This window comes from Shinella sp. H4-D48, from assembly GCF_022637395.1.
Taxonomy (GTDB): domain Bacteria; phylum Pseudomonadota; class Alphaproteobacteria; order Rhizobiales; family Rhizobiaceae; genus Shinella; species Shinella sedimenti.
In genome coordinates, this window is record NZ_CP093337.1 from 1,510,164 (window position 1) to 1,537,044 (window position 26,881).

Sequence of the window (26,881 nt, forward strand, 5' to 3'; positions counted from 1 at the left end):
ATCAGGCGAAGCTCTTGCGACGCGGGGCGACCGCGTGGGTCTCGCTGACGGCCGGCAGGCTTTCCAACACGCGCTTTGCCGGCAGGATGGCGATGGCTTCGGTGCCTTCGCGCAGCTTCGATTTCAGGATGAATTCGCCGTTGTGCTTGGCGAGAATGGCCTGGACGATCGGCAGGCCGAGCCCGGTGCCCTGTTCGGCGCTCTTGATGGCAATCGAGCCCTGGCCGAAGGCTGAGAGCACGACGGGGATTTCCTCTTCGGGAATGCCGGGGCCGTTATCCTTGATGGAGACATACTGGCCGCCGCCGGCCGTCCAGCCGGCCTTGACGACGACTTCGCCACCCTGTGGCGTGAATTTCACGGCATTGGAGAGCAGGTTCAGGATGACCTGACGCAGCGCCTTCTCGTCGGCCCAGACCGCCGGCATGCCGCTCTCCACTTGCTCGGAAATAGTGATGTTCTTGGCTCGGGCGCGCAGCTGCACCATGCCGATGCAATCCTCCGCGATATCGACGAGATGCACCGAATCTTCCGCCAGATCGTATTTGCCGGCCTCGATGCGCGAGAGGTCGAGGATCTCGTTGATGAGATTGAGGAGATGCTGGCCGGAGCGGTGAATATCCGACGTGTATTCCTTGTAGATCGGGTTGTTCAAGGGGCCGAGCACTTCTGTCGACATGACCTCGGAGAAACCGAGGATGGCGTTGAGCGGCGTGCGCAGTTCATGCGACATGGAGGCGAGGAAACGCGATTTGGCTAGATTGGCCTCTTCCGCCCGGCGGCGGGCCTCGTCGGACATGGATTTTGCGACTTCCAGCTCCGCGATCAGGTCGTCCTTCTCCGATTGCGAAGAGAGGAGTTGGGCGCTCGTGTAGCGCAGGCGGTGCGTCATGAAGACGAGGAAGAGCATAGCCGCCGCAATGATCGCCGCCATGCCGACGGTGCCCGGCGCCGGCGCAAGTCCGGCCAGAACGATGAGCACGGCGACGGTGGGCAGGAAGGCGCAGAGAATGGCGTGCCGCAGCATCAGCGTGCTCATCGCCGTCACGGCGAGCGCGACGAGCAGCGCAGAGCCCTTGTAGAAATCGAAGGTCACGCCGGTGCAGGTGCCGCAGGTCTGGAGCGAAAAGGCGACCCAGGCGAGCCCCATGAAGACCTGCGCGACGAGGAAGCCGCGCTGCCAGCGCCGCACGTTTTCGGCGGTGATCTCGTGCCCGCGTGCGCGGTGCGCGACGATCATGCCGATGGCATGCATTGTGAGCGCCAGAACCGCCCAGGCGACGAGGCCGATTTCCTGCGTGAGATAGACGCCGCCTGCGGCGATGAGCATGACGACGACGGGAATGGCGAGCGCGCTCTGCGCCACCGAGGCGACATGCAGCTGCATCATCTCGCGTTCGAAGCCCGGCGACACGCCCGTGGCGATCTGCAAGCGATCACGGGTCGCGCGAACAGCCCGCGAAACAGCCTTGTTTCGATGGCTGCGCGACTTGTCGACAATGATCTTGTCGGTCGAGGTGCTGACGCCGGTACTCATCATGATTGCAACTGTTGCGGACAGCGTTGCAGTCTAGGTGGCAATCCTTAAGAAGATGCTGCCGCGCATAAACCATTTGCGAACCATTCCGGCATTTTTCGTGACGTGAAATGCGGTGCCATTCGTCCTATGACGCTTGGGCAGATTCTAAACCGGGAAATGAGTTCCATGAGTTTTTCCAGGCGCATGCGCGATATCGGCGTGGCGGTCGCCATGATGGTGCTGATCGTGCTGATCATCGTGCGGCTCGGCGACGGCAGCGTCGAGACAATTGGCGGCGCGGCGCGGGCGAAGGACGGCGATTCCATCACGCTGGACGGCCGCCGCATCCGGCTCATCGGCATGGACGCACCGGAAATGTCGCAGCTCTGCAAGAGGGATGACGGCGAATGGCGCTGCGGCGTGGCGGCGCGTTCGCGGCTGGCCGAGTTGATGCGGGCGGGGCCCGTGACATGCCGCGTGCAGGGCAAGGACAAGTACGACCGGCTGCTGTCGCGCTGCGAGGCGAACGGCGTCGACCTTGGCGAGCGCATGGTGCGCGAGGGACTTGCCGTCGCCTATGGCGACTACGAACATGAAGAGCAGTTGGCTAAAGCCGAGCGGAAGGGCCTATGGGGCACCACCTTCGATGTTCCGCAAGACTGGCGGCGGATGAACGGCCGGCAACCGGAGGGCATTCACACGGCGGAACCCGGCTTTGTGGGGCGCATTCTGGGGCTGCTGGGGCTGGATTGACGGAACGGGCGATGGACAGGACCGCACATCCCGACGACATGGCTGCCCTGCGCGCGGCTATTGCCGCCTGCCGGGTCTGTCGGGACGCGCCGGCCAAGGCTGATGATGTGCTGCCGCACGAACCGCGGCCGGTCGTCGTCATTTCCCCGACGGCGCGTATCCTGATCGCCGGACAGGCACCAGGCCTGCGGGTGCACGAAAGCGGACTGCCGTTCAACGATGCGTCAGGCGACAGGCTGCGCACATGGCTCGGCGTCGATCGTGCGGCGTTCTACGATCCCGGCCGCTTCGCCATCGTTCCCATGGGGCTCTGTTTTCCCGGCTACGACGCCCATGGCAGCGACCTGCCGCCGCGCCGGGAATGCGCCCCGCTCTGGCGTGCGCGCATCATGGCGACGATGCCGCAGGTCGAACTGGTGCTGGCGATCGGGCAATATGCGCAGGCCTGGCATCTGGGCGCCGCCAGGGCAGGGAGCATGACAGAGACGGTGCGCGAGTGGCGCCGCCATCTCGGACTCAATGTGGGCCCTGCCGTGCTGCCGCTGCCGCATCCCTCCTGGCGCAATACCGGCTGGCTGAAACGCAATCCGTGGTTCGAGGAAGAAATTCTGCCGGAACTGCAAGGGTGGGTGAAACGGCTAACTGCTGAAATATAATTCTTCCTATTCATTGTAAAATCGGTATATAGGGGAATTAATTTTCGTAGGGGAAACCAATGGACCGTCTGGACCGCAAAATCCTTCGCCTCTTGCAGGAGGATTCCACGCTTGCAGTTGCCGATCTCGCAAAGAAGGTGGGCCTCTCGACTACACCCTGCTGGCGCCGTATCCAGAAGATGGAAGAGGATGGTGTGATCCGCAAGCGCGTCGCGCTGCTCGATCCGGTCAAGATCAACACCAAGGTCACGGTCTTCGTCTCGATCCGCACCAATTCGCATTCGACCGAATGGCTGAAGCGCTTCTCCGAAGTGATCGTCGAATTCCCTGAGGTCGTCGAATTCTACCGCATGAGCGGCGAGGTGGATTATCTGCTGCGCGTCGTCGTGCCCGATATCGCCGCTTATGACGCCTTCTATAAGCGCATGATCGCCCGGATCGAAATCCGCGACGTGTCGTCGGCCTTCGCGATGGAGCAGATCAAGTACACGACCGAGCTTCCGCTCGACTATATGGTCGTGGACAACCAGAAGAGCGGCGAGGACTGAGCCGCATCAGAAGTCCGGTCGCCGGAAGGTGACGACCACGGTCTTCCAGGTATCGTAGGAAGCGAGCTGCGCCAGGCCTGAAAAGGGGGCGCAGCGAACGACCGCGCGCACGGCGCTGGCGGCGAAGGCCTTCGTCGCCGGATCGCCGGCGACGGCTCCTTCCACCGACGGCGAGCCATCGAGCGCGCCGGTGTGGTTGAGCGAGAATTTCACGCGCACGGACTGGACATGATCCGGCAGATCCGCCGGCACCATCCAGCATTGGGCGATCTTCATGTGCAGCGCTGTCGCCAGCGCCTGCTGCGATGCCGCGTCGTCCGCAGCCGCCGGAACGGCGGATGCGGCGAGCAGGGCAGCGAGGGTGAACGCGCATGCGCGCATCTTACTTGCGCTCCAGCCGGGCGAGCAGCGAGGACGTGTCCCAGCGGTTACCGCCCATCTCCTGCACGTCGCCGTAGAACTGATCGACCAGCGCGGTAACGGGCAGTTTGGCGCCGTTGCGGCGGGCTTCCGACAGCACGATATCGAGGTCCTTGCGCATCCAGTCGATGGCGAAGCCGAAATCGTACTTGCCGGCGATCATCGTCTTGTGGCGGTTTTCCATCTGCCAGGAGCCGGCGGCGCCCTTGGAGATGACGTCGATCACCGCTTCCATGTCGAGCCCCGCCTTCTTGCCGAAATGCACACCCTCGGCGAGGCCCTGAACGAGACCGGCAATGCAGATCTGGTTGACCATCTTGGTCAACTGTCCGGCACCCGCCGGGCCCATCAGGCCGACCATGCGGGCATAGGCATCGATGATAGGCTTTGCCGTCGCGAAGGTCGCCTCGTCGCCACCGCACATGACGGTGAGCACGCCGTTCTCGGCACCGGCCTGTCCGCCGGACACCGGCGCGTCGATGAAGGCGAAGCCGCGCTCTCTGGCGGCCGCGTCGAGTTCGCGGGCGACTTCGGCGGAGGCGGTGGTGTTGTCGATGAGGATGGCGCCGGGCTTCATGCCGTCGAACACGCCGTCCTTGCCCGTCGTGACGGCGCGCAGGTCGTCGTCATTGCCGACGCAGGTGAAGACAAAATCGGCATCCTTGGCGGCCTCGGCCGGGGTGCGGAAGGCCGCGCCGCCGAATTCGGCGGCCCACTTTTCCGCCTTGGCGAAGGTGCGGTTATAGACCGCGACCTCGTGGCCGCCCTTGACCTTGAGATGGCCCGCCATGGGATAGCCCATGACGCCGAGACCGATGAATGCAACCTTTGCCATGCCGTCTTCTCCTGCAATTGCTGGCAGGACGTTTAGCGGATCAGCGGGCAGGGTGAAAGTGTTTCCCGTCAGCCGCGGTACTTGGCGATGACCAGATGGCCGGCGATCGGCTCACCTTCCTCCATGCGCACGGTGATGTCGGACATCTCCACGACGTCGAATCCGGTCTCGTCGAGGCGCTGGCGCACATAGGGTTCGGCATGGGCGAAACGCTGGTGCGGGCCGACCATGAAGGGGCGGCCGGCGAAGGTGTCGTCCGGCAGCGTTTCCGACGAGAAGGCAAAGAGGCCGCCTGGAAGCAGATTGTCGGCCGCGCCGAAGAACAGTGCCTCCAGCGCGCCAAGATACGGCAGCACATCGGTGGCGGCGATGAGGTCGAAGGGCTCGTCCTCGTTGTCGTCGAGGAAATCCACGGCCTCGGCGACATAGAGGGTTTCGTAGAGATCCTTCTCGTGCGCGATTTCGACCATGTTTTCCGAGAGGTCGACACCGGTGATGTCTTCAGCCATGTCGCGCAGCGCGCCGCCGGTCAGGCCCGTGCCGCAGCCGAGATCGAGCACGCGGTTGAACGGACCGAGTTCCAGTGCCTGGAACCTCTGGCGCAGGAGAAGCGGCACGCAATAGCCGAGCTGGTCGACGAGCACGTTGTCGAAGACTTCGGCATGCTGGTCGAACAACGTGGTCACATAGGCGTCGGGCGCCTTCTCCGGGGTCTCGCCGCGGCCCATGGAGGCAAGGCGCACGGCCGCGCCGCCATGGTCCTCCGGATCGAGTGCCAGCACCTCGGCATAGGCCTTCGCGGCGGCATCGAAATCGCCGGATTTTTCCAGCGAGAGGGCGCGGTTATAGGCTTCCGCGAGCGCGTCTTCGTCGATCTTCTTCATGCCGCGTCTCTTAGGCCCGCCCGCCGGGCTTGGCAAGCAGGTCGCAGGACGTCAGTTGATGATGAATTCGCCCTTCAGCGCGCGCCACTCGCTGGCCGAAATCAGGTGGCGGTGCACGTAGCGGATCGAGTGCAGCGGGCCGTCGAGTTTCTCCTGCCAGAACTTGAGAAAACTCTTCATTTCCGGGAAGTCCGGCGCGAGATCGTAATGCTGCCAGATGTAGGTCTGCAGGAATGTCGGGTGATCGGGCATGCGATAGAGAATCTGGGCCGTCGTCACGCCGTAGCCCTTGAGCTGCATTGCCATGTCGTTCGTCATAGGGACCTCTCATTTCACACGAATGATGGTCCTTATGATTGAAGCGTCGCCATGGTTAAGCAAGTGTTGATTTTTGCCCGTGAAAACAAATAATCCTTTCAATTCAATTTGTTGGCAGCATCGGTGAGCGAGTGCTGCCAACGTTGTCACCGTTTCAGGTGGCGAGTGAGGCGCGCTTCCAGCCACGCCCAGACATTGCGCAGCAGTTCCACGATGAGCAGGTAAAGCAGTGCCGCCCACAAATAGGCCTGATAGTCGAATGTGCGCGAGAAGGCGCGGCGGGTCTCACCCATCAGGTCGAACACCGTGATGATGGCGACGATGGCCGAGCCCTTGATCATCAGGATGATTTCGTTGCCGTAGGGGCGAAGCGCCACGATCAGAGCCTGCGGCAGGATGACCTTGAAGAAGGCGATCTTCTTCGGCAGGCCGAGGGCTGCAGCCCCTTCATGCTGGCCACGCGGTACGCTTTCGATGGCGCCGCGCAGGATTTCGGCCTGGTAGGCGGCGGTGTTGAGCGTAAAGGTCAAGAGCGCGCAGTTCCACGCATCACGGAAGAACCACCACAGTCCCCAGGCCTTCAACTCCGTCGAGAAGCTGCCGAGGCCGTAATAGATGAGGAAGAGTTGGGTGAGCAGCGGCGTGCCGCGGAAGAAATAGACGTAGCCGTAGGAGAACCACGAGAACACCGGGTTCTTCGACATGCGCGCAAAGGCGAGCGGCAGCGACAGGACGGCACCAAGCACGATGGAGAGGCCGACGAGCGTGAGGGTTACGCCGAGGCCGGAAAGGTAGTTCGGCCCGTAGCGGGTGAATTTCTCCGGATCCCATCCCTCGACCATCATCAGGAAGATGCCGATGGTCAGCGCGAGCCAGACCCCCATGAAGACGTTTCCGAAGAAACGGCCGGCTGTAAAGGGGCGCGGCGGGGCGGGCGGCGGTGCCTGCGGCGGAATGAGGCTGGTGGAAACGCGGCTCATCGCGCAGCCTCCGAGCGCTTTGCCCAGGTCTCGATGCTGGAGAAGATCAGCGAGGAGAGGAACGCGAGGATGAGGAACAGCAGGCAGGCGATAGCGTAGAATTCGAACGCCTGCTTGGTGACGCGGGCGGCGACGCCCGTCTGGCGCAGGATGTCCGGCAGGCCGATGACCGAAACCAGCGCAGTGTCCTTCAGCAGCGCCATCCAGAGGTTGCCCAGGCCGGGCAGCGCGATGCGGATGAGCTGCGGCAGGATGATGCGCTGCATCGTGCGGCCGCGGTGCAGGCCGAGTGCATCACCGGCCTCGTACTGGCCGCGGGGAATGGCCTTGAAGGCCGACAGCAGCACTTCCGAACAATAGGCCGAGAAAACGACGCCAAGCGCAATCATGCCGGCGAAGAAGGCGTTGATCTCCACGCTGCCCTGGTAGCCGATGGCTGTCGCGGCATTCTGCACGAGGATCTGCAGGCCGTAATAGACGATGAAGAGTGTGAGCAGTTCGGGCAGGCCCCGGAAGAGCGTGGTGTAGATATTGGCCGACAGGCGCAGCGAGCGTTCCTCGGACTGCTTGGCCAGCGCGATGAAGAAGCCGAACAGCAGGCCGATGGGCAGCGTGGCCAGCGCCAGGCTGCCGGTGACCAGAAAGCCGAGCGCGATCTCGTCGCCCCAGCCGGTGTCTCCACAGGCCAGAAGCGTGTCGCCTGCAAACAGCGTGAAGATGCCGACCGGTCCGCACAGAGGATCCACGATCCCCAATGCTGCGGTTACCGCCTCGACGATGGCGGTAAAGAACCCGCTCATGCCAAACCCCCGATGCGCGTTTCGCGCTTGTTGTCAGACGCTGTGCACGCCTTTCATTTTGTCGTCAAGTTCTCAAGCAAAAGAAGCGGGAGGGCAAGCCCTCCCGCTTCTGCAATCCGGTGATGGGGTCAGAAAAAACCGGCATCAACCCAATGTGCCCGCGTCTCAGTCGCCGTAGACATCGAACGGGAAGTACTTGGCGTTGATCTCCTGATACTTGCCGCTCTTGCGGATGGCCGCGATCGCCGCGGTGAACTTGTCGGCAAGCGGATCGCCCTTGCGAACGGCAATGCCGGCGCCTTCGCCGTTGATGACCGGATCGAGCGGCAGCGTGCCGAGCAGCTTGCAGCAGGCGCCGTCAGCCGTCTTCAGCCATTCCGACAGCACCACCACGTCGTCGATGACGGCGTCGATGCGGCCGTTGGCGATATCGAGCTTGTACTCGTCGGCCGTCGGGTAGAGCTTGACTTCGCTGTCCTTCATATGCGCTTCGGCATAGTTGGAATGGGTCGTGGAACCCTGTGCGCCGAGCGTCTTGCCAGCGAGCGCTTCGGCGGTTGCTTCCTTGATGTCGGAATCCTTCGGCACGACGATGGCCGGGGGCGTGTTGTAGTACTTCTTGGAGAAGTCCACCTGCTGCTTGCGCTCGGCAGTGATCGACATGGAAGCGATGATGGCGTCGAACTTCTTGGCGATCAGGGCGGGAATGATGCCGTCCCAGTCCTGCGTAACGAAGGTGCACTCGGCCTTCATTTCCTCGCAGAGCGCCTTGGCGATGTCGATGTCGAAGCCGGTCAGCGTACCGTCCGACTCGAGGTTGTTGAAGGGCGGGTAGGCGCCTTCCGTGCCGATCACGATCTTCTCGCCTTCAGCCATCGCGGAGGACGCGAAGAGGGCGATGACCGCAGCCGAGGCTGCGAGCGTGAAACGTTTGGAAATACGCATGTTGATCCTCTCTGTTGAAGGCTCTCGGGTTTTTCTTGTTGTCCGGGCCTTGATGTACAGCAGGCGGGGTGCCCGCTTGGTTGTGATAATCGGACTGTTTGCGCGTAAAAATCAACTCCTTTTCCGCCGTCATTCCGCCCCGTTTCCCCGACAATTTCCGCGCACCTCTGGTCTTGGCGGTCGCGCGACCTATCTCGTCGCTCACCGCTGGTCGTTCAGCCGCGGTTCAGGCAGGCATGACTAGGCCTTACAAGGAAGACGGGCGACTCGCCGACCAGCAGCAAAATGCCGGGGGCAAGCTCTCGAAGCTAACAAGACGGGACACCGTGAGGACAAAACGATGACTTTCCGCTCAAAACTTTTCGCAACCGTGGCGTTTCCGGTGCTTTCCGCTTCGCTGATCGCGACGCCGGCGCTTGCCGATGCCCTCATGAAACCGTTCGAAGTCGCTCAGGACAGTGGCGAGCAGGCCCAGCCGTCCGAAGAGGAGCTGCTGCTGCAGCGCCAGCAGGAAGAGCAACGCGCCGCCGAAGAAGCGGCGCAGCGTCAGGCCGAAGAACAGCAGCGTGCCGCTGAGGAAGAAGCCCAGCGCGCGGCTGAAGAGCAGCAGCGTGCGGCCGAGCAGGAGGCCCAGCGTCAGGCTGAAGACCAGCAGCGCGCTGCCGAAGAAGAGGCGCAGCGCCAGGCCGCTGAACAGCAGCGTGCCGCTGATGAAGAAGCCCAGCGCGCTGCCGAAGAGCAGCAGAAGGCTGCCGATGAGGAAGCCCAACGCGCGGCTGCGGAGCAGCAGAAGGCTGCCGAGGAAGAGGCCCAGCGCGCTGCCGCGGAACAGCAGAAGGCTGCCGACGAGGAAGCCCAGCGTGCCGCCGCCGAACAGCAGAAGGCTGCCGACGAGGAAGCGCAGCGTGCAGCTCAAGAGCAGCAGAACGCCGCAGACGAGGAGGCCCAGCGTGCGGCCGAGGAACAGCAGAAGGCTGCCGATGCAGAAGCGCAACGCCAGGCCGACGAGCAGAAGGCCGCCGAGGAACAGCAGCAGACAGAGCAGCAGCCGGCGGAAGAACAGCCCGTCGAGCAGCAGCAGCCTGCCGAAGGCGGTACCGCGGAGCAGCCCGCTGAAGGCGGCGCCGAGCAGCCGGCAACGGCTGAAACCGGCGAGACGCCCGCCGCAGAGCCCGTTCCGGAAGTCGTCGACACGCTTTCCACGGAAGAGAAGCAGGCCATCGCCGAAGATCCGGGCAAGACGGACGAAACGGTCGTGCTGCCGGTCGAAAACGGTGCCGCCGTGCTCGACAGCGACAAGGATGCGGACAATTCCGGCGGCCGCATGAGCCGCGAGGAGCGTCGCAAGCAGCGCGAGGAGCTGCGGGCCCAGGAAGAGGTGCCGCTGCCGGCTTCGGACGATTCGGCGCAGGCCGAAATCCCGCAGGAGGTCCGCGAGGCCGTGCCGCAGAAGATCGAGGCCGCCATAAAGGAAGAGGGCCAGCGCGTCGATGCCGCGCCCGTCTTCGCCGTGCCTGAGACGACCAACATCGTCAACAATACCGTGATCAACAACACGGTCATCAACAACAACACCGTCAATAACACCGTGAACAACAATACGGTGGAAAACAACGTGACGCAGGTGAACGTGGTCGAAACGATCGACAACCGCACCGTTCTGTCGGTCGGCAACCAGTTGTTCGTACGCGGTGACGACCGTCCCCGCCTTCGCCGCGACTCCGAGGAGGTTTATTACGACCAGCTCGCACGTGGCCGCACGCGTGAGACGATCGTTCGTCCCGGCGGGGTCCAGATCATCACGATCTACAACCGCTACGGTGACGTCATCCAGCGCTCCCGCGTCGGCCGCGACGGCCGCGAATACATCCTGGTCTACGCGCCGGAACTGGAAGACGATGCGCCGCGTCCGGACTTCTTCGATGTCGGCTACGACCTGCCGCCGATGCGCCTGAGAATACCGCTGCGCGACTATATCGTCGATACGTCGAGCGATCCGGACCGCGATTACTACGAGTTCCTTTCCGAGCCGCCCGTCGAGCGCGTGGAGCGTGTCTACACGATCAACGAGGTGAAGCAGTCCGCCCGCCTGCGTGACAAGGTGCGCCGCATCGACCTCGATACCGTCACCTTTGCGACGGGTAGCGCGGAGATCCCGATGTCGCAGGCCCGCACGCTGCGCAAGGTCGCCGACGCAATGCAGAAGGTCCTCGACAAGGATCCGGGCGAGACCTTCCTGATCGAAGGCCATACGGACGCTGTCGGTTCGGACAAGTCGAACCTTGTCCTGTCCGACCGCCGGGCCGACTCCGTCGCGAGCCTGCTGACCGAGGTCTATGGCATTCCGCCGGAAAATCTCCAGACGCAGGGTTATGGCGAGCGCTTCCTGAAGGTGCGCACGCAGGCTGCCGAACAGCAGAACCGCCGCGTGACCATCCGCCGCGTGACGACGCTGGTTCGCCCGGTCGCCAGCGCGAACTGATCGGGCTTCGCGCCGCTTGAAAAAACAAGAAACCCGCCGGTGGAAGCCGGCGGGTTTTTCTTTGGCCTGTAAAAACTGCTTCGTGTCAGGCGGCGTGGTGGCGGCTAAAGCCGTCGTTGCGTGTCAGATCGAGATCGCGCGTCTTGAAGTGATCGATCTTCTCGTTGAGGTTCTGCACGCGGCGGCGCAGGCCGTGGATTTCGGCGGTGTTTTCCTCGACCATGGTGGCGTTCTGCTGCGTGATCAGCTCCACCTGATGAACGGCCTGGTTCACCTCGTTGATACCCTCGTACTGGGCGGCGGCGGCATGCTCGATCTTGCTGACCAGCGAGTGGATGGACGAGATGTGCTCGTTGATGACGGTGAGGGCCTCACCGGTTTCGGTGACGAGGGACACGCCGTTGCGCACCTGGGCGGAGCTGTCGGAGATGAGGCCCTTGATTTCGCGGGCGGCACCCGCGCACCGCTGGGCGAGTTCACGCACTTCCTGCGCCACGACCGCGAAGCCGCGGCCGGCCTCGCCGGCGCGGGCCGCCTCGACACCGGCATTGAGCGCCAGAAGGTTCGTCTGGAAGGCGATCTCGTCGATGACGCTGATGATGGTGCTGATCTTTTCCGAGGATTTGTTGATCTGGTCCATGGCGTCGACGGCCTTGGCCACCACATCGCCGGAGCGGCGGGCATAGTTCTGGGTCTCATCGACGGAGACGGCGGTCTGCTGTGCGCTTTCGGCCGTCGAGCGGACGATATCGGTGAGCTGGCGAAGCGCCCGCGAGCTTTCCTCGAGGGCTGCGGCCTGCTGCTCGGTGCGGCGGGCGAGGTCGTCTGCGGAGGTGGCGAGATTGCCAGTGCCGCTGTTGATCTCGACCGTCGTGGCGCGAACGTCGGACAGGGTGACGCGCAGCGCCTCCACGGCATTGTTATAGGTGCGCGCCATCGCGACATATTCGGCGGCGAGCGCCTCCGTCATGCTTTCCTCGAGATTGCCGGCGGCAAGCTGGCCGAGAACGTTGGAAAGCGCCGTCAGCGCCTCGGTCTGTTCGGCCTCGATGCGGGCGCGCTCGCTGGCGCGGCGCGCCTGTTCCTCGGCCGTCAGCTGGCGCTGGGCTTCGGCTTCCTGCTCCAGACGGATATTTTCGCGTGCCGCGTCGCGGAAGACGGCGACCGAGCGCACCATGTCGCCAATCTCGTCGCCGCGGTTGCGGCCGTCGATGGAGATGTCGAGATCGCCCGAGGCGAGGCGCGACATGGCTTCCGTAACGCGCTTGAGCGGGCCACGCAGCGTTTCAACCAGCATCAGGCCGCCGATGATGGCCATCAGCGTGCCGGCGACCATTGCGATGATGGAGACATTGGCTGAGCGCTGGCTGTCCTTCTTGCCGGCTTCCTGCGCGCTGGAGACGAATTGCTCAAGCGTCTGGCTGGCATCTGCGACGGACACATAGGCGCTGGCGCGGGCGGCCTGCCAGGTCTCGCCGACGGAGATGAGGTTCTGCGTGCCGTTCTCGACGCGTTCCAGCGAGGGCGCGAGCTTCTGGGCAAGATCACGCAGGGCTGCGTTCTTGGCGCCAAGCTTGGCGAGTTCGGCAGCGCTTGCCGAAACATTCTTCACGTCGGCCAGCACCGCGTCGCGGCTTGCCTGATCGAGCTTGCGGTGGAGTTCGCTGATATGCAGGCGTGTCTCGCCGATCGCCTTGAACGTATCGCTCATCAGGGAGATCAGCGTCTTCAGCGTCGCGATTTCGGCGTCCATGCCGACGAAGCGCTTGGCGGCGGTATCGGAATTGGCGCCGGCGGCCTTGGTGAAGTCGGCCTCGTATTTGGCGAGTTTGCCGAGCACTGGCACGAATTTCAGTTTCTTGGCTTCGGCATCGTCGCTGCCGGCGAGAATGGCCTTCACGGCCTCGATTTCAGCCTCGAACGGTACAATCTGGCTAAGCGCCTTTTCCGAGGCGATCGCTTTGGATTCGCCCAGCTGCTTGACGAGCTGCGGCAGGTAGGTCTCGGCGGCCTTCACCTTATCCTCGGCCTTCATTGCCAGCGCGACGGGCTTGCGGAACTTGCCGATGCGTTCTGCAAGGCCCTGATAGGCTGCGGCATCGAACAGCAGGGCCTTGGCGAAGGCTTCCTTTTCGCCCGATTCGCCGCGGATGACGTCGATCTGCTTTTCGGCGAACTCGCCGTCCTTGGTCATCGCCGCAAGCGCGCCCTCAAGGTCGGCCGTCACGGCGTTGCGTTCCTGGTCGATGGCCCAGAGGTTTTCCGTCTGGCTGCGCATGGTGGTGGCGAGCGCGACGACCGAGGCGATCTTGGCCTTTTCCGCTTCGTCGGGAAGGAGGGCCTCCAGATCGTGGATGCCGGCATCCTGCTCGTCGATGCGCGCAGCGAGCGTGTCGCGCGTCGCCTGGCTCGGCCTGTCGGAAAAGTCCTGCAAGGCGGTGCGCAGGTTCTGGAAGTGCGACAGGCTGTTGATCGTCTCGCGCGTGACCGTCATGTGGCCGTTCAGCGTGCTCGCAGTGAAATACCCCACGAGGCCGATACCCGCGATCAGCGCGATGAGAGGGATAACGAACAGCAGCACCTTGGTGACGATGCGGCGCTGTTGCAGCAGGCGATCGATGAAGGACATGGCTTCCCCGGCATGTTTATGACGATCAACATTCCCGAGGGTGATCGCAAAAAAAACGGAAAGGGCCACTCATGCCCTTTTGCGGGCGCGGCCTGCCATCCGTCGTTCAGGGCATCACCGATCGTCCATCCGCCGGCATGCCTTCACCCGTCGCCTCATGCGATCGTTCATTGGGGTGCGGTAACGATAGGCGCGGAAGTTTAATGAAATACTTCCCACAGGCGGCTGAAACTCATGCTGTTCCAGAGAATTACGCTGCTTTCGTGCCCAAGGCTGCAGCAAAAGCCTGTTCTTTGGTCACGGCAATGCTTCATCCGGTAGAATCGGGATGCAACCGACAGGTATCCGGCTTATGACTGAGCGGATATGCATGGAATCATTCTTCATGAGCCTTACCGCAAATACCAGGGGGGCGCTCTTCATGGTCGTCGCCATGGCCGGCTTCACCTGTAACGACGCGCTCGTCAAATCCGTCACCCACAGCATGAATGCTGGGCAGATCCTGTTCATACGCGGGATGATGACCAGCGTGCTGGTTCTGGGCATTGCGGCCTGGATGGGGGCGATCTGTTCCTGGCGCGTGCTCGTCCAGCCGGCGGTTCTTCTGCGGCTGGTGGCGGAGATCATCGCTTCGCTCGCCTACGTTTCGGCGCTTGGAGCCATGCCGTTGGCCAACACCTCGGCCATCCTCCAGTCGTTGCCGCTTGCGGTGACACTCGGAGCAGCGCTTTTCCTCGGCGAAACCGTGGGGTGGCGGCGCTGGGCGGCGATCCTTGCCGGCTTCGTCGGCGTGCTGATCGTCATCCGGCCCGGACCGGAGGGGTTCTCGCTTGCCGCGATCTATGTCATCGCGTCTGTCGTCGGGGCTGCGACACGCGATCTTTCCACCCGACGGATAAGCCGCGATGTGCCGTCGATCTTCATCAGCGCCGCGACCGCCATCGCCATCACCATCGTCGGCGGCGCGCTGGTGGTGCCGCTCGGCGGCTGGCAGCCGATGACGCTGGAGACGCTCGCACGCCTGGCGGGCGCGAGCGTCCTGCTGCTCGTCGGCTACCAGACTATCGTCAATGCGATGCGCGTCGGGGAAATATCGTTCATCGCGCCGTTCCGCTACACATCGCTCATCTGGGCCATGACGATCGGCTTCCTGGCCTTCGGCGAAATACCGGATTTCTGGATGGCGGTGGGCGTGGCGATCATCGTGGCGTCGGGCCTCTACGCCTTCTCGCGCGAGAATATCCGAAAACAGCCGCCGGTCGCACAGGAATCGAAGCCGGAATCGCCTTGACGGCACAATGGTTTGCGGCCGAATAGGGCAGGGAGCGAAGGAGGAACGGGCGATATGGCGGACAAGGTGCCGATACCGGGCGTCGTGCTTGCGGGCGGGCTGTCGTCGCGCATGGGGCAAGACAAGGCCCGCATCCGTTTCGGCGGTGTCTCGCTGCTCGATCACGCGATCCGGTATCTGCGGCCGCAGGTTTCCACCATCGCCATCAACGCGAACGGGCCGGTCTTGAGTAAGGAGAGCGAGGGGCTGGCGATCTTTCCCGATCTCGATGCATCGCGCTCCGGCCCACTCGGCGGTGTTGCGGCGGCGCTGGATTACGCGCGACGTCATAATCCCGCCGCGCGCCATGTCGCGACGGTGCCGACCGACAGTCCGTTCTTCCCCGGCGATCTCGTTTCCCGCCTGCATGATGCTGTCGATACGCCGGACCGGATCGTCGTGGCGCGGTCGGCGGATGGCGTGCATCCGGTCTTTGCGCTCTGGCCCGTTGCTCTTGCCGACGACCTTGCCGCGTGGCTTGCGAGTAGTGCCGTCCTGCGGGTGCGCAGCTTCCTTGATCGCCACGGCGCGCGGGAGGTGGCCTTTCAACCGGTCGAGACATCCATCGGGCTGCTCGATCCCTTCTTTAACATCAATACGCCTGCTGATCTGGAGGCGGCGGAACGCTGGCTTGAGGTGCTGCAACGATGACACGACCGAAGATCTTCGGCATTGCCGGCTGGAAGAATTCCGGCAAGACGGGCCTTGCCGTACGCCTTGTCACGGAACTCGTCGGGCGCGGCTACCGTGTCTCCACGATCAAGCACGCCCATCATGACTTCGATATCGACAAGGTGGGGGCCGACAGTTACAGGCACCGACAGGCCGGCGCGCACGAGGTCACCATCGTCTCGGGCACGCGTTACGCCATCATGCACGAGCTGCGCGGCGCGCCCGAACCCTCATTCGAGGAAATCCTCGGCCGCTTGGTACCATGCGATCTGGTGCTTATCGAAGGCTACAAGCGCGAGCCTATCCCGAAAATCGAGGCCCGGCGGCTGGAATCGGCGAACCGCGAGCCGCTTGCCCCGACCGATCCGCATATCGTGGCTATCGCGGCCGACCATGCCGTCGCGGATACAGCGCTGCCGGTCTTCGAGTTGGACGACACGAAGAGGATCGCGGATTTCGTTGTGGCGGTGACGGGTCTCGACGGCTGAAGGATCAGCCGCCGGTTACGCTCATGTGGCGTGCGACGGCCGGGCGGTTGCGACGGTCGATGATGAAATCGTGGCCCTTCGGCTTGCGGCCGATAGCCTCGTCGATAGCCTGCGAGAGCAGGGCGTCGTCATCGGAAGCACGCAGCGGCAGGCGCAGGTCGGCGGCGTCGTTCTGGCCGAGGCACATATAGAGCGTGCCGGTGCAGGTGAGACGCACGCGGTTGCAGCTTTCGCAGAAATTATGCGTCATCGGCGTGATGAAGCCGAGGCGTCCGCCGGTCTCCTCGACTGTCACGTAGCGTGCCGGGCCGCCGGTGCGGTAAGCATTCTCCGTGAGGGTGAACTGTTCAGCGAGGCGGGCGCGCATCTCCGACAGCGGCAGGTAGCGGTCGGTGCGATCTTCCTCGATTTCGCCCATCGGCATGGTCTCGATGAGGGTCAGGTCCATGCCGCGGCCATGGGCCCAGCGCATCAGCTCGGGGATTTCGCGGTCATTGAAGTCGTTGAGGGCGACCGCGTTGATCTTGATCTTAAGGCCCGCGGCCTGCGCGGCGTCGATGCCCTCCATGACCTTTGAGAGATCGCCCCAGCGGGTAATGGTCTTGAATTTCTCCGCATCGAGCGTGTCTAGCGACACGTTTATGCGGCGCACGCCACAATCGGCGAGTTCCGCCGCATGTTTGGCGAGCTGCGAGCCGTTCGTGGTGAGCGTAAGTTCGTCGAGCGTGCCGGCATGCACGTGACGGCCGAGTTCGCGCACCAGATGCATGATGTTCTTGCGCACCAAGGGCTCGCCGCCGGTCAATCTCAGCTTGCGAACGCCCTTGGAGATGAAGGCGCAACAGAGCCGGTTCAGCTCTTCCAGCGTGAGAAGGTCCTTCTTGGGCAGGAAGGTCATGTTCTCCGCCATGCAATAGGTGCAGCGGAAATCGCAGCGGTCGGTCACCGAAACGCGCAGATAGGTGACGGCCCGTCCGAAGGGGTCAATCATCGGGACAGCGGATTGCGCGACGGGGTCGGCGCCGGTCCAGGGGCCAATATGCGAGTTCAAGACACGTCCTCCATGACTGACATGTCGTGCGCCAAAGCCGCATCGTCAAGCCGGTGCGGCGATTATGGCAGTAATTTGCGCCTTGCGCATCCCCGGCTTGCGGCATAGTCCTTCGCGAAATCGTGAAGAAAGGAATGGACATGAGCGATGTCTGGCCGACCGAACTGCGTGTCTCCAAGGACCGCCAGCGCCTTGTCGTCACCTTCAACGACGGCGCAAGCTTCGACCTTTCCGCCGAGTTGCTGCGCGTGCTTTCCCCCTCGGCGGAAGTGCAGGGCCATGGACCGGGCCAGAAAGTGACGGTTCCGGGCAAGCGCAATGTCGCCATCCTGTCCATGACACCCACAGGCAATTATGCTGTGCGCATCGGCTTCGACGACCGTCACGATACCGGCATCTATACATGGTCCTATCTGCGGGAACTCGGGGAAAAGGGGGCCGATCTCTTCGCCGACTACGAGCGCGAGCTTGCGGAGAAGGGCATGAGCCGCGATATATCGGAAAAGCCGCGATAACCGGACAGTCCGCCGGGCGGCGTCCAACCAGCTCGGACGGGAGACGCCTTTGGCCGCAGACGCGAATGCAAACGATCTGGCGCAGGTCGTCGTCCTCCTCGCGGCGGGCGTCGCGGCGGTTCCCATTTTCAAGAAGATCGGGCTAGGCTCGGTGCTCGGCTATCTCGCCGCCGGCCTTGTGGTCGGTCCGTTCGGCTTTGGCTTCTTTGCGGATCCGCAGGCAATCATCCATGTCGCCGAACTCGGCGTGGTGATGTTTCTCTTCATCATCGGCCTGGAAATGCAGCCGTCGCGATTGTGGGGCATGCGCAAGGACATTTTCGGGCTGGGCGCGGTTCAGGTGATCGGCGCGATCGCCGCGCTGACCTCTATAGGCCTTTCCTTCGGCTTTCCGCTCATTCCCTCCTTCGTCGCCGGCACCGGCTTCGTGATGACCTCGACTGCCATCGTCATGCAGATGCTGCAGGAACGGGGAACGATGTCCACGCTCAAGGGACAGCGCATCATCGCCATCCTGCTCTTCGAGGATCTCGCCATCGTGCCGCTGCTTGCCATCGTCGCCCTGCTGGGCACGGGTGCTGCGGCGGCCGATGCATCCGACCGCTGGCTTTCTGTCGGCATCGCCATCGGCGCCGTCGCCGCGCTGGTTCTGGCCGGGCGTTACCTTCTCAATCCACTGTTTCGGGTGCTGGCGTCATCCGGCGCGCGCGAGGTGATGACCGCGGCGGCGCTGCTCGTCGTGCTCGGGTCGGCGCTCTCCATGCAGGTATCGGGCCTCTCCATGGCCATGGGCGCGTTCCTGGCCGGCGTGCTGCTCTCCGAATCCGCGTTCCGCCACCAGCTGGAGGCCGATATCGAGCCGTTCCGCGGCATCCTGCTCGGCCTGTTCTTCCTGGGCGTGGGCATGGCGATCGATCTATCGGTCATCGCGGCCAACTGGCAGCTCGTGGCGGCAAGCGTGGCGGGCTACATGGTCGCCAAGATGCTGCTGATTTATGTCGTGGCGCGCGTGCTCGGCACCTGCCACGCCGAGAGCCTCGAGCGCGCGGTGCTGATGGCGCAGGGCGGCGAGTTCGCCTTCGTGCTCTATGCAGCCGCGGTGTCCGCCGGCATCTTCGATGCACAGTCGAATGCCATCCTGACGGCGACGATCATCATCTCTATGATCCTGACGCCCTTGATGGTGATCGCCCACGACCGGCTGGTGCCGAAGAAGCCGCCGTCGACGGAAGGGCTGACGCTGCCGGAGAATGTCGAGGGCACTGTCCTCATCATCGGCTTCGGCCGGTTCGGCCAGATCGTGAGCCAGCCGCTGCTGGCGCGCGGTTACACGCTGTCGCTGATCGACCGGGACGCCGAATTCGTGCGCGATGCGTCCGAGTTCGGTTTCAAGGTCTATTACGGCGACGGCGCGCGCATCGATATCCTGCACGCCGCCGGTGCCGGCACGGCCAAGGCGATCCTGATCTGCGTCGACGACAAGGAGGCTGCGGTCAAGATCGCCGAGGTGGTGAAGGAGGAATTCCCGCTCGTGCCGCTCTTGGCCCGCGCTTTCGACCGCGGCCATGCGCTGGACCTCGTGCATGCCGGCGTCGACTTCCAGATACGGGAGACCTTCGAATCGGCCGTGGCCTTCAGCCGCGAGACGCTGAAGGCGCTCGGTGAAGACGAAGACGTCGCTGATGACGTGGTGGAGGACTTCCGCGACGTGGATCGTGAGCGCTTTGCGCTCGAAACGGTCGGCGGCGTCTATGCCGGCCGTCAGCTCGTTCGCGGCAATGCGCAGCCCGCCGACATCATCGCGGCGCGCACCGGCCGCGCGCGCGCCGCCGCGGAAGAGGAGCGCCACCGCCGCGAGGACGAACAGGCGAACTGATTTAAGCGCCCGGGAGCGCTGCTGGCAGCGACCGCTGATCCACGCTCACGCCTCTTCGGCAGGCTCCATCGTCTGGAGGATATGGATGATGTCCTCCATGGCTTCGGCGACCTGAAGGCAGCGGTCCTCCGGCGTCTGGGACAGAGTACGCTCGATGAGACCGGTCTGAATGGCCATGGCCTGCATGGTCAGGTCCCGGCCGCTCTTTGTCAGCGAAAGACGCAGGATCCGCTTGTCCTTGCCATCGGGCCGGCGCTCGATGAGGCCGCGCTTTTCGAGCTGCGGTAGAAGCATGCTCATGTTCGAACGGCCGACCAAGAGCTTGCGGGCAAGCTCCTGCTGCGAAATGCCGTCGAAGCGATAGAGGTTGATCAGGATGTCGAGATGCGGCGTCTTGATATCGAGGTCGGCGATCGCACGCGTCATCGCCTGCTGCATGAGCTGGCAGGCTCGCGCCACGCCGATCCAGCTGCGAAAGCGCGGATGATCCCAGGGGAAGGCTTGATTTTCGTTCATCGTTGTACTTTATTGTTCAGCATTGAACATTTTTATGGTTTCTCACTATGGCATCCTTTGGCTTGAAGGTCATCCGGCTCGCGCTTTCGGGCATGGCCGCCGTTTCTCCCGATGCGGCGGGCCGCGCCGCTTTCCGGATCTTTGCCACGACACCGGCGCGCCGGCCGCGCACGGTCAAGGAGAAGGCGCTTTTCGCGCGCTCGGAGGGCTGGATGCGGCAGGCGCAGCGCGTGACGCTCGAATTCGGCGGACGCACCGCGGTCGCCCACCGTTTTGCCGCCCGCCCTTGCGAGGCTTTCGCCGGCCGGGTGCTGGTCGTGCATGGATGGGGCTCGCGTGCGGCCTATCTTTCGGCGCTGACGGAGGAACTCGTCGCTGCCGGCCATGAGGTCGTGGCACTCGACCTACCGGGGCACGGCGCAGCGCGCGGGCGCACGCTCACCCTGCCGATGGCGGTGCGCGCAATCGATGCGGCCTGGCAGCGCTTCGGCGGCTTCGACTATTTCTGCGGCCATTCCTTCGGCGGTGCTGCCCTTGCCTGTGCGGCGAGCGGCCTCGTGCCCTCTGTGCCCGCGCATCGGCCCCGCCGGCTCGTGACCATCGGCTCGCCGAGCGAGATGACGTGGCTTTTCAAGGATCTCGGGCGCTACCTCAAACTCGGGCCGCAGGCGCAGGCGGCGCTGGAAGGCCATGTCGAGCGCATCGCCGGCGCGCCGCTGTCCGCCTTCGACGCAGCAAGCGGGGCGGGCCGGCTCGATACGCCGATGCTTGTACTGCATGCGGAGGACGACAAGGAGGTTCCCGCGCACCATGCGCGCCGCTACGCGACGGCTGGCCCGAACGTCACGCTCGAATGGGCAAACGGCTTCGGCCACCGGCGCATCGTTTCGGCCGCACCCGTGATTGACCGGATCGTCGGCTTCTTCGCTGAAGATCAGCAACGGATCGCCGCCTGAGGGGCTTTTCGTCACGCGACTGTCATGGAAAGGTGCGATCCGCCCGGCTTGGGCAAAGAATGGAGAGGCACATGACCGTCGTGACATCAGTTGAACAGTTGAGCGCGCTTTATGGCGCGCCGGGCGAGGCTTCGCTCGTCAAGGTGACGGATCATCTCCTGCCGGAATATCGCGCGATGATCGAGGCATCGCCGTTCATGGCGCTGGCGACCGTGGGGCCGGAAGGGCTCGATTGCTCGCCGCGCGGCGATGCGGATGCCGTCATCCATATCGAGGACGAGCGCACGCTTATGCTGCCGGACTGGCGCGGCAACAACCGGATCGATTCGCTTTCAAACATCGTGCGTGATCCGCGCGTCGCGCTCATGTTCCTCATTCCCGGCTCCAACACCACGATGCGCCTCAACGGTCGCGCCGTGGTGCGCATCGACGAGGCGATCACTCAGCGTTTCGTGATGGATGGACGACATCCGCGTTCGGTTGTGGTGATCACGGTGGAGGAGGTCTATTCACAGTGCGCCCGCGCGGTTCTGCGCGCCGACCTCTGGAACCCCGAAAAATTCCGTGACACATCCCAGCTGCCGACCGTCGGGCAGATGCTCGCTTCGGCCAAGCAGGGCTTTGATGGCGCCGCCTATGACCGCGAATGGCCGGGCAGGGCCGCGAAAACAATGTGGTAGACGCAGGCGAATATCGCGCCATGCAGAACCGTCCTATCCCTGATCGTGAATGGCTTTTGCCGAAATCTGGAGTTGGAAATGCGGACAGGACTTTTTGCGGCGGCGCTCGCCGGTATGCTTGCGGCCTCGATAGGGGTTGCCAGGGCGGATGAACTGATCGAGAGCTACAACGCGTATATCGGCCAGGACGATCTTTACAATTCCAGCAACGAGCGCCTGACGCAGCCCTGGCAGGTCATCCGTCAGGACCGGGCGAATGTACATCGCTTCGGCATCCGCCAGCCGGGCGACGAGACCGACGGCTTCTTCGCCTCCGCACGGAACCGGGAACTGGCCGAGCGTATGCTCAGCCACGGCCGTATCGACAGCAGCGCGGCGCGCCTGCTGTTGCAAGGCGATGTGCGCATCAACGTCCAGATATGGCGCGGCGCCCGGGGCGACTACGTCAACATCAATGTCGATTAATCGCCTTCTTGCGGGTGCGGCCGCGATTTTCCTCGCTGCCTGCCCGGTGGCGGGGGCGGCAGAGCCGGATCTTGCGGCCCGCCTCGAGCTGCTGGTGGAGGCCTACCCGGATAGCCTTTCCGGCGTGGAGGGCACCACGCTGCTCTTCAAGGATGGCGGCGCGCCACTCGAAATAGATGATGGCAAGGCCAAGGATCATGCGGCGGCGCTATCCTCCGGCGATGTCGAGGACAGCTTGCGGCAAATCTATCCGCTCGGGCCCTGCGAGCGTAAACCGGAGGTGGACTTCGACCCGGGCCGTATCCGCAGCGATGCGTTGATGATGCGCCTCTATGGCGCGTCGGCCAAGGCGGTCGGGGCTGAACTCGTGCCCGTCGATTGGTTCGGGGAAACCTTGCGCGTTACGAAGCGGCAGGGCGCGGCAGCGGCGCTGGAAAAGGTGCGTGATGCGCTTGCGGCAAAGCCCGAACTGAAGCGCTATCTGTCGCCCTCGGCGGGCGTGTTCAACTGGCGCAAGGTCTCCGGCGCAAAGAACATGTCGGTGCACAGTTTCGGTGCCGCAATCGATCTCAACACGAAGTTTGCGGATTACTGGATCTGGTCCGGCGGAAAGCCGGGCAGGGTGAAGACATTTGCCAACAAGTATCCGCTGGAAATCGTCGAGATTTTCGAACAGCACGGCTTCGTCTGGGGCGGGCGCTGGTATCACTACGACACCATGCATTTTGAGTACCGGCCGGAACTCATCGCCATCGCGAAAGCGGCAGGCGCTGCCGCCTGCCGCTGATTTCGGTCAATCGCGCACGATGACCGTGGCACCGGCGGAGACCTGCGCATAGAGGTGCTCGACATCCTCGTTCGCCATGCGGATGCAACCGGAGGATTGCGCCTTGCCGAGCGAGGACGGCTGGTTGGTGCCGTGGATGCGGTAGATGGTCGAGCCGAGATAGATTGCGCGGGAGCCGAGCGGATTGTCGAGGCCACCCTTCATCGAGACCGGCAGGATTTTGCCCTTCTTGGCTTCACGGTCGCGCATGTCCCGGGGCGGTGTCCAGGTCGGCCACTCGGCCTTGCGCGTCACCTTCTCTGAGCCAGTCCAGACAAAGCCAGCGCGACCGACGCTGACGGCATATTTCATCGCAAGGCCGGAGCCGAGAACGTGATAGAGGCGGCGCTGCGAATTGACGACGATGATCGTACCGGGCGCGACCTTTTCGTCGAAGGCGACGAGTTCGCGGGCGATGGGCGCGCGGGATACTGCGGCGATCTTCTTTTCCGAGGCGATCGGCTTGCCGCTCGACAGCACCTGAAGCCAGCCGGCCTTGTGTGTTGCTGATGAGAGCGCCGACACCTCGATCGGATCCACGGACGGGCCGGCGGCGAAGGCGCTGGATGTGGAGACAAGCCCTGCGATGAGGGCGATGGCGAGCGTTTTCATGGTCCTGTCCCTTCCCTGTCGGAGCATCCGGCGTGGCCGGCTTTTCGATGGGACTGTTCTAGGATCGGCTCGGCGTCCGCGCTGTTCCTCGCGGAACAAAGCCGCATGAGCGACGGATCAGAAGGGCTGTATCCAGACCAGGCTGCTCAGCATCAGGGCGGCGATCATTGTCATTTCGAAAAATCCGGTTTGCATGGCGCTATCCTCCTTGCTTGCCACACAAACGCACGATTTCCGTCGCGGTTCCGCCGGATGTGCGGCGCGCCGAAATTTCCTTGCCAAAATGCAAAAACGGCGCCGCGAGGGTGCCGTTGCTGGCGCTATCGCCGATAGATCAGCCAGTTCTTGGCGAAGTCCTTTTTCATGCCATCCTCGAAGGGCATCGTGCGGTTGCGGCCGCCGTTCTTGGCGCAATACAGCGCGATGTCCGCCTTCGAATAGAGTTCTCCGGGGCCTTCCGCCGAAGACGCCATGCACAGGCCGAGCGATATGGTGATCGGGCCGTAATTGACGCCGGTCTTGGAGTTCTTGAAGGGCGTGTGCTCCAGCGCGGTGCGGACGCGCTCGGCGATAGCGATCACCTCTTCCTCGTTGTTGCCCTCGATGATCATGGCGAATTCCTCGCCGCCGGTGCGGGCAACCAGGATGTCCTTGCGCACATTCGCGCGGATCACGCTGCCGACGGACGCTAGGATCTTGTCGCCGACGGGATGGCCGTAGGTGTCGTTGATCTTCTTGAAATGATCGATATCGGCGAGGATGAGACCGGTGACGTTGTGCGCCATCGTGGAATTGTAGATGGACGAAAGCTTGTCGTCGAAGGCGCGGCGGTTGGCGAGCTGGGTCAGCGAATCGGTCGAGGCAATGCGCTTGTATTCGTCCAGTTCCTTGCGCACGCTTTCCATTTCGAGCGACTTTTGCGCGACATTCTCCACCATCACCTTGCCTTGGCTGATCGTGTCGCCTGTGGCCTCCGTGAGCACGCCGATGACGCTTCTGATCAGGTCCATGCTGGTGGCGTTCTTGCCGGTGATGCGAACGACGGTCTCGTCAAGAAGCCGGTTGTAGCTTTCCAGCGACGTCTGCTCCTGCCTGAGTAGGCGAAGCAGTCCTTCCAGTTCACCGACGATGCGCGAATGCACGCCGTCCATGGCAGTGACGCCATGGTGATGGCCGAAATACTGCGCGCCGATTTCGTCCAGCTCTTCCTGGTTGGCCTTGCTGCCAAGCGCCGCCAGTTCGCGGGTCAGCTTCGGGTTCGAGCCGATATAGGCTTCGTAGAACAGCTCGTAGTTCCGCGGAATGGGTGAGATGCCCATAATGCGCATGGCGTAGGTGACCTGCGCGGCGATGTCCGGGACCTGGACCTTCTGCGCGACTGCCGTGTTCATTGCGGCTGCTCCCGACCGATTTCGAATGTAGGCCCGTAAAATAAAGTGAAAATGCTTTGGGAATGATTAACGTTTATCGTCTCCGCTACGTGCGGCACACAAAAAAAGGCCGCAGATCGTTGAATCTGCGGCCTTTTAGCTGAGCGTGACGTACCGTTGGCCTCAGCCCGGCGTGATCATCTTTTCCGGGCGAACGACCGCGTCGAATTCCTCATTGGTGACGTAGCCGCCACCGACGGCTTCCTCACGCAGCGTCGTGCCGTTCTTGTGGGCCGTCTTGGCGATCTTGGCGGCGTTGTCGTAGCCGATCTTCGGGGCGAGCGCGGTGACGAGCATCAGCGAGCGGTCGAGCGCTGCCTTGATGTTGTCTTCACGCGCCTCGATGCCGACGACGCAATTGTCGGTGAAGGAGATCGCGGCATCCGAGAGAAGCTGGACGGACTGCAGGAAGTTGTAGGCCATCAGCGGGTTGAAGACGTTCAGCTCGAAATGGCCCTGGCTGCCGGCGAAGGTCAGCGACGCATGGTTGCCGAAGACTTGGGCGCAGACCTGGGTGAGGGCTTCGCACTGGGTGGGATTGACCTTGCCCGGCATGATCGACGAGCCGGGCTCGTTTTCCGGCAGCGACAGTTCGCCGAGGCCGGAGCGCGGGCCGGAGCCGAGGAAGCGGATGTCGTTGGCGATCTTGAAGAGAGCCGCGGCAGCGGAGTTGATGGCGCCGTGCGAGAAGACCATGGAATCGTGGGCGGCAAGCGCTTCGAACTTGTTCGGCGCCGTCTTGAAGGCGATGCTGGTGATCTCGGCGATGTGATCGGCGACCTTTTCGGCAAAGCCGACCGGCGCGTTGAGGCCGGTGCCGACGGCCGTGCCGCCCTGGGCGAGTTCGCACAGGCCCGGCAGGGTCATCTCGATGCGCTTGATCGACGAGGCGACCTGCGCGGCATAGCCGGAGAATTCCTGACCGAGCGTCAGCGGCGTGGCGTCCTGGGTATGCGTGCGGCCGATCTTGATGATGTGATCGAAGGCCTTGACCTTGGCTTCCAGCGCCGCATGCAGATGCTTGAGCGCCGGCAGCAGGTCATGAACGATGCGCTCGGCGCAGGCGATGTGCATGGCCGTCGGATAGGTGTCGTTGGACGACTGGCTCATGTTGACGTGGTCGTTGGGGTGCACCGGCTTCTTGGAGCCCATGACGCCGCCGAGCATTTCGATGGCCCGGTTGGAAATGACCTCGTTGGCGTTCATGTTGGACTGCGTGCCCGAGCCGGTCTGCCAGACGACGAGCGGGAAGTGATCGTTGAGCTTGCCGTCGATGACTTCCTGCGCGGCTTCGATGATTGCCTTGCCGATGGCGGGATCGAGACGGCCCAGCTCCATGTTGGCGCGGGCGGCGGCCTGCTTGACGATTCCGAGCGCACGAACGACGGAAAGCGGCTGCTTTTCCCAGCCGATCTTGAAATTGCCGAGCGAGCGCTGGGCCTGCGCGCCCCAATAGCGGCTGTTGTCCACTTCGATGGGGCCGAATGTATCCGTTTCCGTGCGCGTCGATGTCATAGTGCTTCCCGCTTCTCCGAGCCCATGCGATGAGGTCTGCCGCCGGCGTTGCCGCCGCATGGGACGCGGCAGGCCGGGCGAGCGCGGGCCGGAAACGGCGTGCGCGCTGGCGCGAAAAAATCGCGCAAATCTCTGGCCCATCTGCGACCCACTTGCAAGGGGCGGCCGGTTCTCGCGGAG

Annotated in this window: 27 protein-coding genes; 13 read left to right on the top strand and 14 right to left on the bottom strand. The window is 63.4% G+C overall.

Features of this window, described 5'->3' with window-relative positions:
- Position 1: 1 nt before the first annotated feature.
- Entirely contained in the window at positions 2-1,537 is a 1,536-nt protein-coding gene (locus MNR02_RS07325) for a HAMP domain-containing sensor histidine kinase (RefSeq protein ID WP_241948837.1), read from the bottom strand.
- 168 nt (positions 1,538-1,705) lie between these two features.
- On the opposite strand from MNR02_RS07325, the gene MNR02_RS07330 reads away from it, so the two are divergent.
- The 3 genes from MNR02_RS07330 to MNR02_RS07340 are packed head-to-tail and all read left to right on the top strand — an operon-like array spanning position 1,706 to position 3,476.
- On the top strand, positions 1,706-2,272 hold the full coding sequence (locus MNR02_RS07330; RefSeq protein WP_241948647.1) for a thermonuclease family protein: 567 nt from the start codon (positions 1,706-1,708) through the stop codon (positions 2,270-2,272).
- 11 nt (positions 2,273-2,283) lie between these two features.
- Positions 2,284-2,928 (top strand): uracil-DNA glycosylase family protein, encoded by a 645-nt coding sequence (locus tag MNR02_RS07335; protein ID WP_241948648.1) that lies wholly within the window; start codon positions 2,284-2,286, stop codon positions 2,926-2,928.
- Positions 2,929-2,987: 59 nt separating this feature from the next.
- Positions 2,988-3,476 (top strand): Lrp/AsnC family transcriptional regulator, encoded by a 489-nt coding sequence (locus MNR02_RS07340; RefSeq protein ID WP_134650010.1) that lies wholly within the window; start codon positions 2,988-2,990, stop codon positions 3,474-3,476.
- Between the two features lie 6 nt (positions 3,477-3,482).
- On the opposite strand, the gene MNR02_RS07345 is transcribed toward MNR02_RS07340, so the two are convergent.
- The 7 genes from MNR02_RS07345 to MNR02_RS07375 all read right to left on the bottom strand — a co-directional run bounded on the left by MNR02_RS07345 (position 3,483) and on the right by MNR02_RS07375 (position 8,658).
- Positions 3,483-3,857 (bottom strand): hypothetical protein, encoded by a 375-nt coding sequence (locus tag MNR02_RS07345; RefSeq protein WP_241948649.1) that lies wholly within the window; start codon positions 3,855-3,857, stop codon positions 3,483-3,485.
- A gap of 1 nt (position 3,858) precedes the next feature.
- On the bottom strand, positions 3,859-4,731 hold the full coding sequence (locus MNR02_RS07350) for an NAD(P)-dependent oxidoreductase (RefSeq protein WP_241948650.1): 873 nt from the start codon (positions 4,729-4,731) through the stop codon (positions 3,859-3,861).
- 68 nt (positions 4,732-4,799) lie between these two features.
- Positions 4,800-5,615, bottom strand: coding sequence for a class I SAM-dependent methyltransferase (locus MNR02_RS07355; protein ID WP_241948651.1), 816 nt, complete (start codon positions 5,613-5,615; stop codon positions 4,800-4,802).
- A gap of 51 nt (positions 5,616-5,666) precedes the next feature.
- Positions 5,667-5,933 carry an usg protein gene (locus MNR02_RS07360; RefSeq protein WP_241948652.1) on the bottom strand — a complete coding sequence of 89 codons (267 nt, stop codon included), beginning with the start codon at positions 5,931-5,933 and terminating at the stop codon, positions 5,667-5,669.
- Positions 5,934-6,079: 146 nt separating this feature from the next.
- Positions 6,080-6,913, bottom strand: a complete 834-nt coding sequence (locus MNR02_RS07365) for an ABC transporter permease (RefSeq protein WP_241948653.1) — start codon at positions 6,911-6,913, stop codon at positions 6,080-6,082.
- Entirely contained in the window at positions 6,910-7,713 is an 804-nt protein-coding gene (locus tag MNR02_RS07370) for an ABC transporter permease (protein WP_241598871.1), read from the bottom strand. The genes MNR02_RS07365 and MNR02_RS07370 overlap by 4 nt, the downstream gene beginning before the upstream one ends.
- 165 nt (positions 7,714-7,878) lie before the next feature.
- Positions 7,879-8,658: an ABC transporter substrate-binding protein gene (locus MNR02_RS07375; RefSeq protein WP_241598873.1), complete on the bottom strand. Its 780-nt coding sequence runs from the start codon at positions 8,656-8,658 to the stop codon at positions 7,879-7,881.
- A gap of 340 nt (positions 8,659-8,998) precedes the next feature.
- Here MNR02_RS07375 and MNR02_RS07380 point away from each other — a divergent pair, with 340 nt between their 5' ends.
- Positions 8,999-11,140 (top strand): OmpA family protein, encoded by a 2,142-nt coding sequence (locus tag MNR02_RS07380; RefSeq protein ID WP_241948654.1) that lies wholly within the window; start codon positions 8,999-9,001, stop codon positions 11,138-11,140.
- Between the two features lie 85 nt (positions 11,141-11,225).
- Here MNR02_RS07380 and MNR02_RS07385 read toward each other — a convergent pair whose 3' ends face one another.
- On the bottom strand, positions 11,226-13,769 hold the full coding sequence (locus MNR02_RS07385) for a methyl-accepting chemotaxis protein (protein WP_241948655.1): 2,544 nt from the start codon (positions 13,767-13,769) through the stop codon (positions 11,226-11,228).
- Between the two features lie 385 nt (positions 13,770-14,154).
- On the opposite strand from MNR02_RS07385, the gene MNR02_RS07390 reads away from it, so the two are divergent.
- From MNR02_RS07390 to mobB, 3 genes are read left to right on the top strand one after another with little or no spacing between them, the layout of a single operon-like run.
- Positions 14,155-15,060 (top strand): DMT family transporter, encoded by a 906-nt coding sequence (locus MNR02_RS07390; RefSeq protein WP_241948656.1) that lies wholly within the window; start codon positions 14,155-14,157, stop codon positions 15,058-15,060.
- A 54-nt stretch (positions 15,061-15,114) separates the two neighbouring features.
- The gene (mobA, locus tag MNR02_RS07395; RefSeq protein WP_241948657.1) at positions 15,115-15,750 is read left to right on the top strand and encodes a molybdenum cofactor guanylyltransferase MobA; all 636 of its coding nucleotides are present in this window, start codon (positions 15,115-15,117) and stop codon (positions 15,748-15,750) included.
- Positions 15,747-16,259: a molybdopterin-guanine dinucleotide biosynthesis protein B gene (gene mobB, locus MNR02_RS07400; protein ID WP_241948658.1), complete on the top strand. Its 513-nt coding sequence runs from the start codon at positions 15,747-15,749 to the stop codon at positions 16,257-16,259. Before mobA ends, mobB begins: the two co-directional genes overlap by 4 nt.
- A 4-nt stretch (positions 16,260-16,263) precedes the next feature.
- On the opposite strand, the gene moaA is transcribed toward mobB, so the two are convergent.
- A complete protein-coding gene (moaA, locus tag MNR02_RS07405; RefSeq protein ID WP_241948838.1) occupies positions 16,264-17,250 on the bottom strand; it encodes a GTP 3',8-cyclase MoaA in 987 nt (328 codons plus the stop codon).
- Positions 17,251-17,450: 200 nt separating this feature from the next.
- Here moaA and MNR02_RS07410 point away from each other — a divergent pair, with 200 nt between their 5' ends.
- Together MNR02_RS07410 and MNR02_RS07415 are read left to right on the top strand one after the other, a co-directional pair.
- Complete coding sequence (locus MNR02_RS07410; protein ID WP_241598885.1) at positions 17,451-17,825, top strand: gamma-butyrobetaine hydroxylase-like domain-containing protein; 375 nt, start codon at positions 17,451-17,453, stop codon at positions 17,823-17,825.
- A 49-nt stretch (positions 17,826-17,874) separates the two neighbouring features.
- The gene (locus MNR02_RS07415; RefSeq protein WP_241948659.1) at positions 17,875-19,701 is read left to right on the top strand and encodes a monovalent cation:proton antiporter-2 (CPA2) family protein; all 1,827 of its coding nucleotides are present in this window, start codon (positions 17,875-17,877) and stop codon (positions 19,699-19,701) included.
- A gap of 45 nt (positions 19,702-19,746) precedes the next feature.
- On the opposite strand, the gene MNR02_RS07420 is transcribed toward MNR02_RS07415, so the two are convergent.
- On the bottom strand, positions 19,747-20,217 hold the full coding sequence (locus MNR02_RS07420; RefSeq protein WP_241948660.1) for a MarR family winged helix-turn-helix transcriptional regulator: 471 nt from the start codon (positions 20,215-20,217) through the stop codon (positions 19,747-19,749).
- A gap of 47 nt (positions 20,218-20,264) precedes the next feature.
- Between MNR02_RS07420 and MNR02_RS07425 the strand changes: the two genes are divergently transcribed.
- The 4 genes from MNR02_RS07425 to MNR02_RS07440 all read left to right on the top strand — a co-directional run bounded on the left by MNR02_RS07425 (position 20,265) and on the right by MNR02_RS07440 (position 23,105).
- Complete coding sequence (locus tag MNR02_RS07425; protein ID WP_241948661.1) at positions 20,265-21,173, top strand: alpha/beta hydrolase; 909 nt, start codon at positions 20,265-20,267, stop codon at positions 21,171-21,173.
- A gap of 71 nt (positions 21,174-21,244) precedes the next feature.
- Positions 21,245-21,853 (top strand): pyridoxamine 5'-phosphate oxidase family protein, encoded by a 609-nt coding sequence (locus tag MNR02_RS07430; RefSeq protein ID WP_241598893.1) that lies wholly within the window; start codon positions 21,245-21,247, stop codon positions 21,851-21,853.
- A 78-nt stretch (positions 21,854-21,931) separates the two neighbouring features.
- Positions 21,932-22,318, top strand: a complete 387-nt coding sequence (locus MNR02_RS07435) for a hypothetical protein (protein WP_241948662.1) — start codon at positions 21,932-21,934, stop codon at positions 22,316-22,318.
- Complete coding sequence (locus MNR02_RS07440) at positions 22,308-23,105, top strand: M15 family metallopeptidase (protein ID WP_241948663.1); 798 nt, start codon at positions 22,308-22,310, stop codon at positions 23,103-23,105. The genes MNR02_RS07435 and MNR02_RS07440 overlap by 11 nt, the downstream gene beginning before the upstream one ends.
- Positions 23,106-23,111: 6 nt before the next feature.
- On the opposite strand, the gene MNR02_RS07445 is transcribed toward MNR02_RS07440, so the two are convergent.
- From MNR02_RS07445 to fumC, 3 genes are all read right to left on the bottom strand, one after another.
- Positions 23,112-23,756, bottom strand: a complete 645-nt coding sequence (locus tag MNR02_RS07445; RefSeq protein WP_241948664.1) for a L,D-transpeptidase — start codon at positions 23,754-23,756, stop codon at positions 23,112-23,114.
- Positions 23,757-24,076: 320 nt separating this feature from the next.
- Positions 24,077-25,147, bottom strand: a complete 1,071-nt coding sequence (locus MNR02_RS07450; RefSeq protein ID WP_241598899.1) for a GGDEF domain-containing protein — start codon at positions 25,145-25,147, stop codon at positions 24,077-24,079.
- 162 nt (positions 25,148-25,309) lie between these two features.
- On the bottom strand, positions 25,310-26,761 hold the full coding sequence (gene fumC, locus MNR02_RS07455; RefSeq protein ID WP_371746739.1) for a class II fumarate hydratase: 1,452 nt from the start codon (positions 26,759-26,761) through the stop codon (positions 25,310-25,312).
- Between the last annotated feature and the right edge of the window lie 120 nt (positions 26,762-26,881).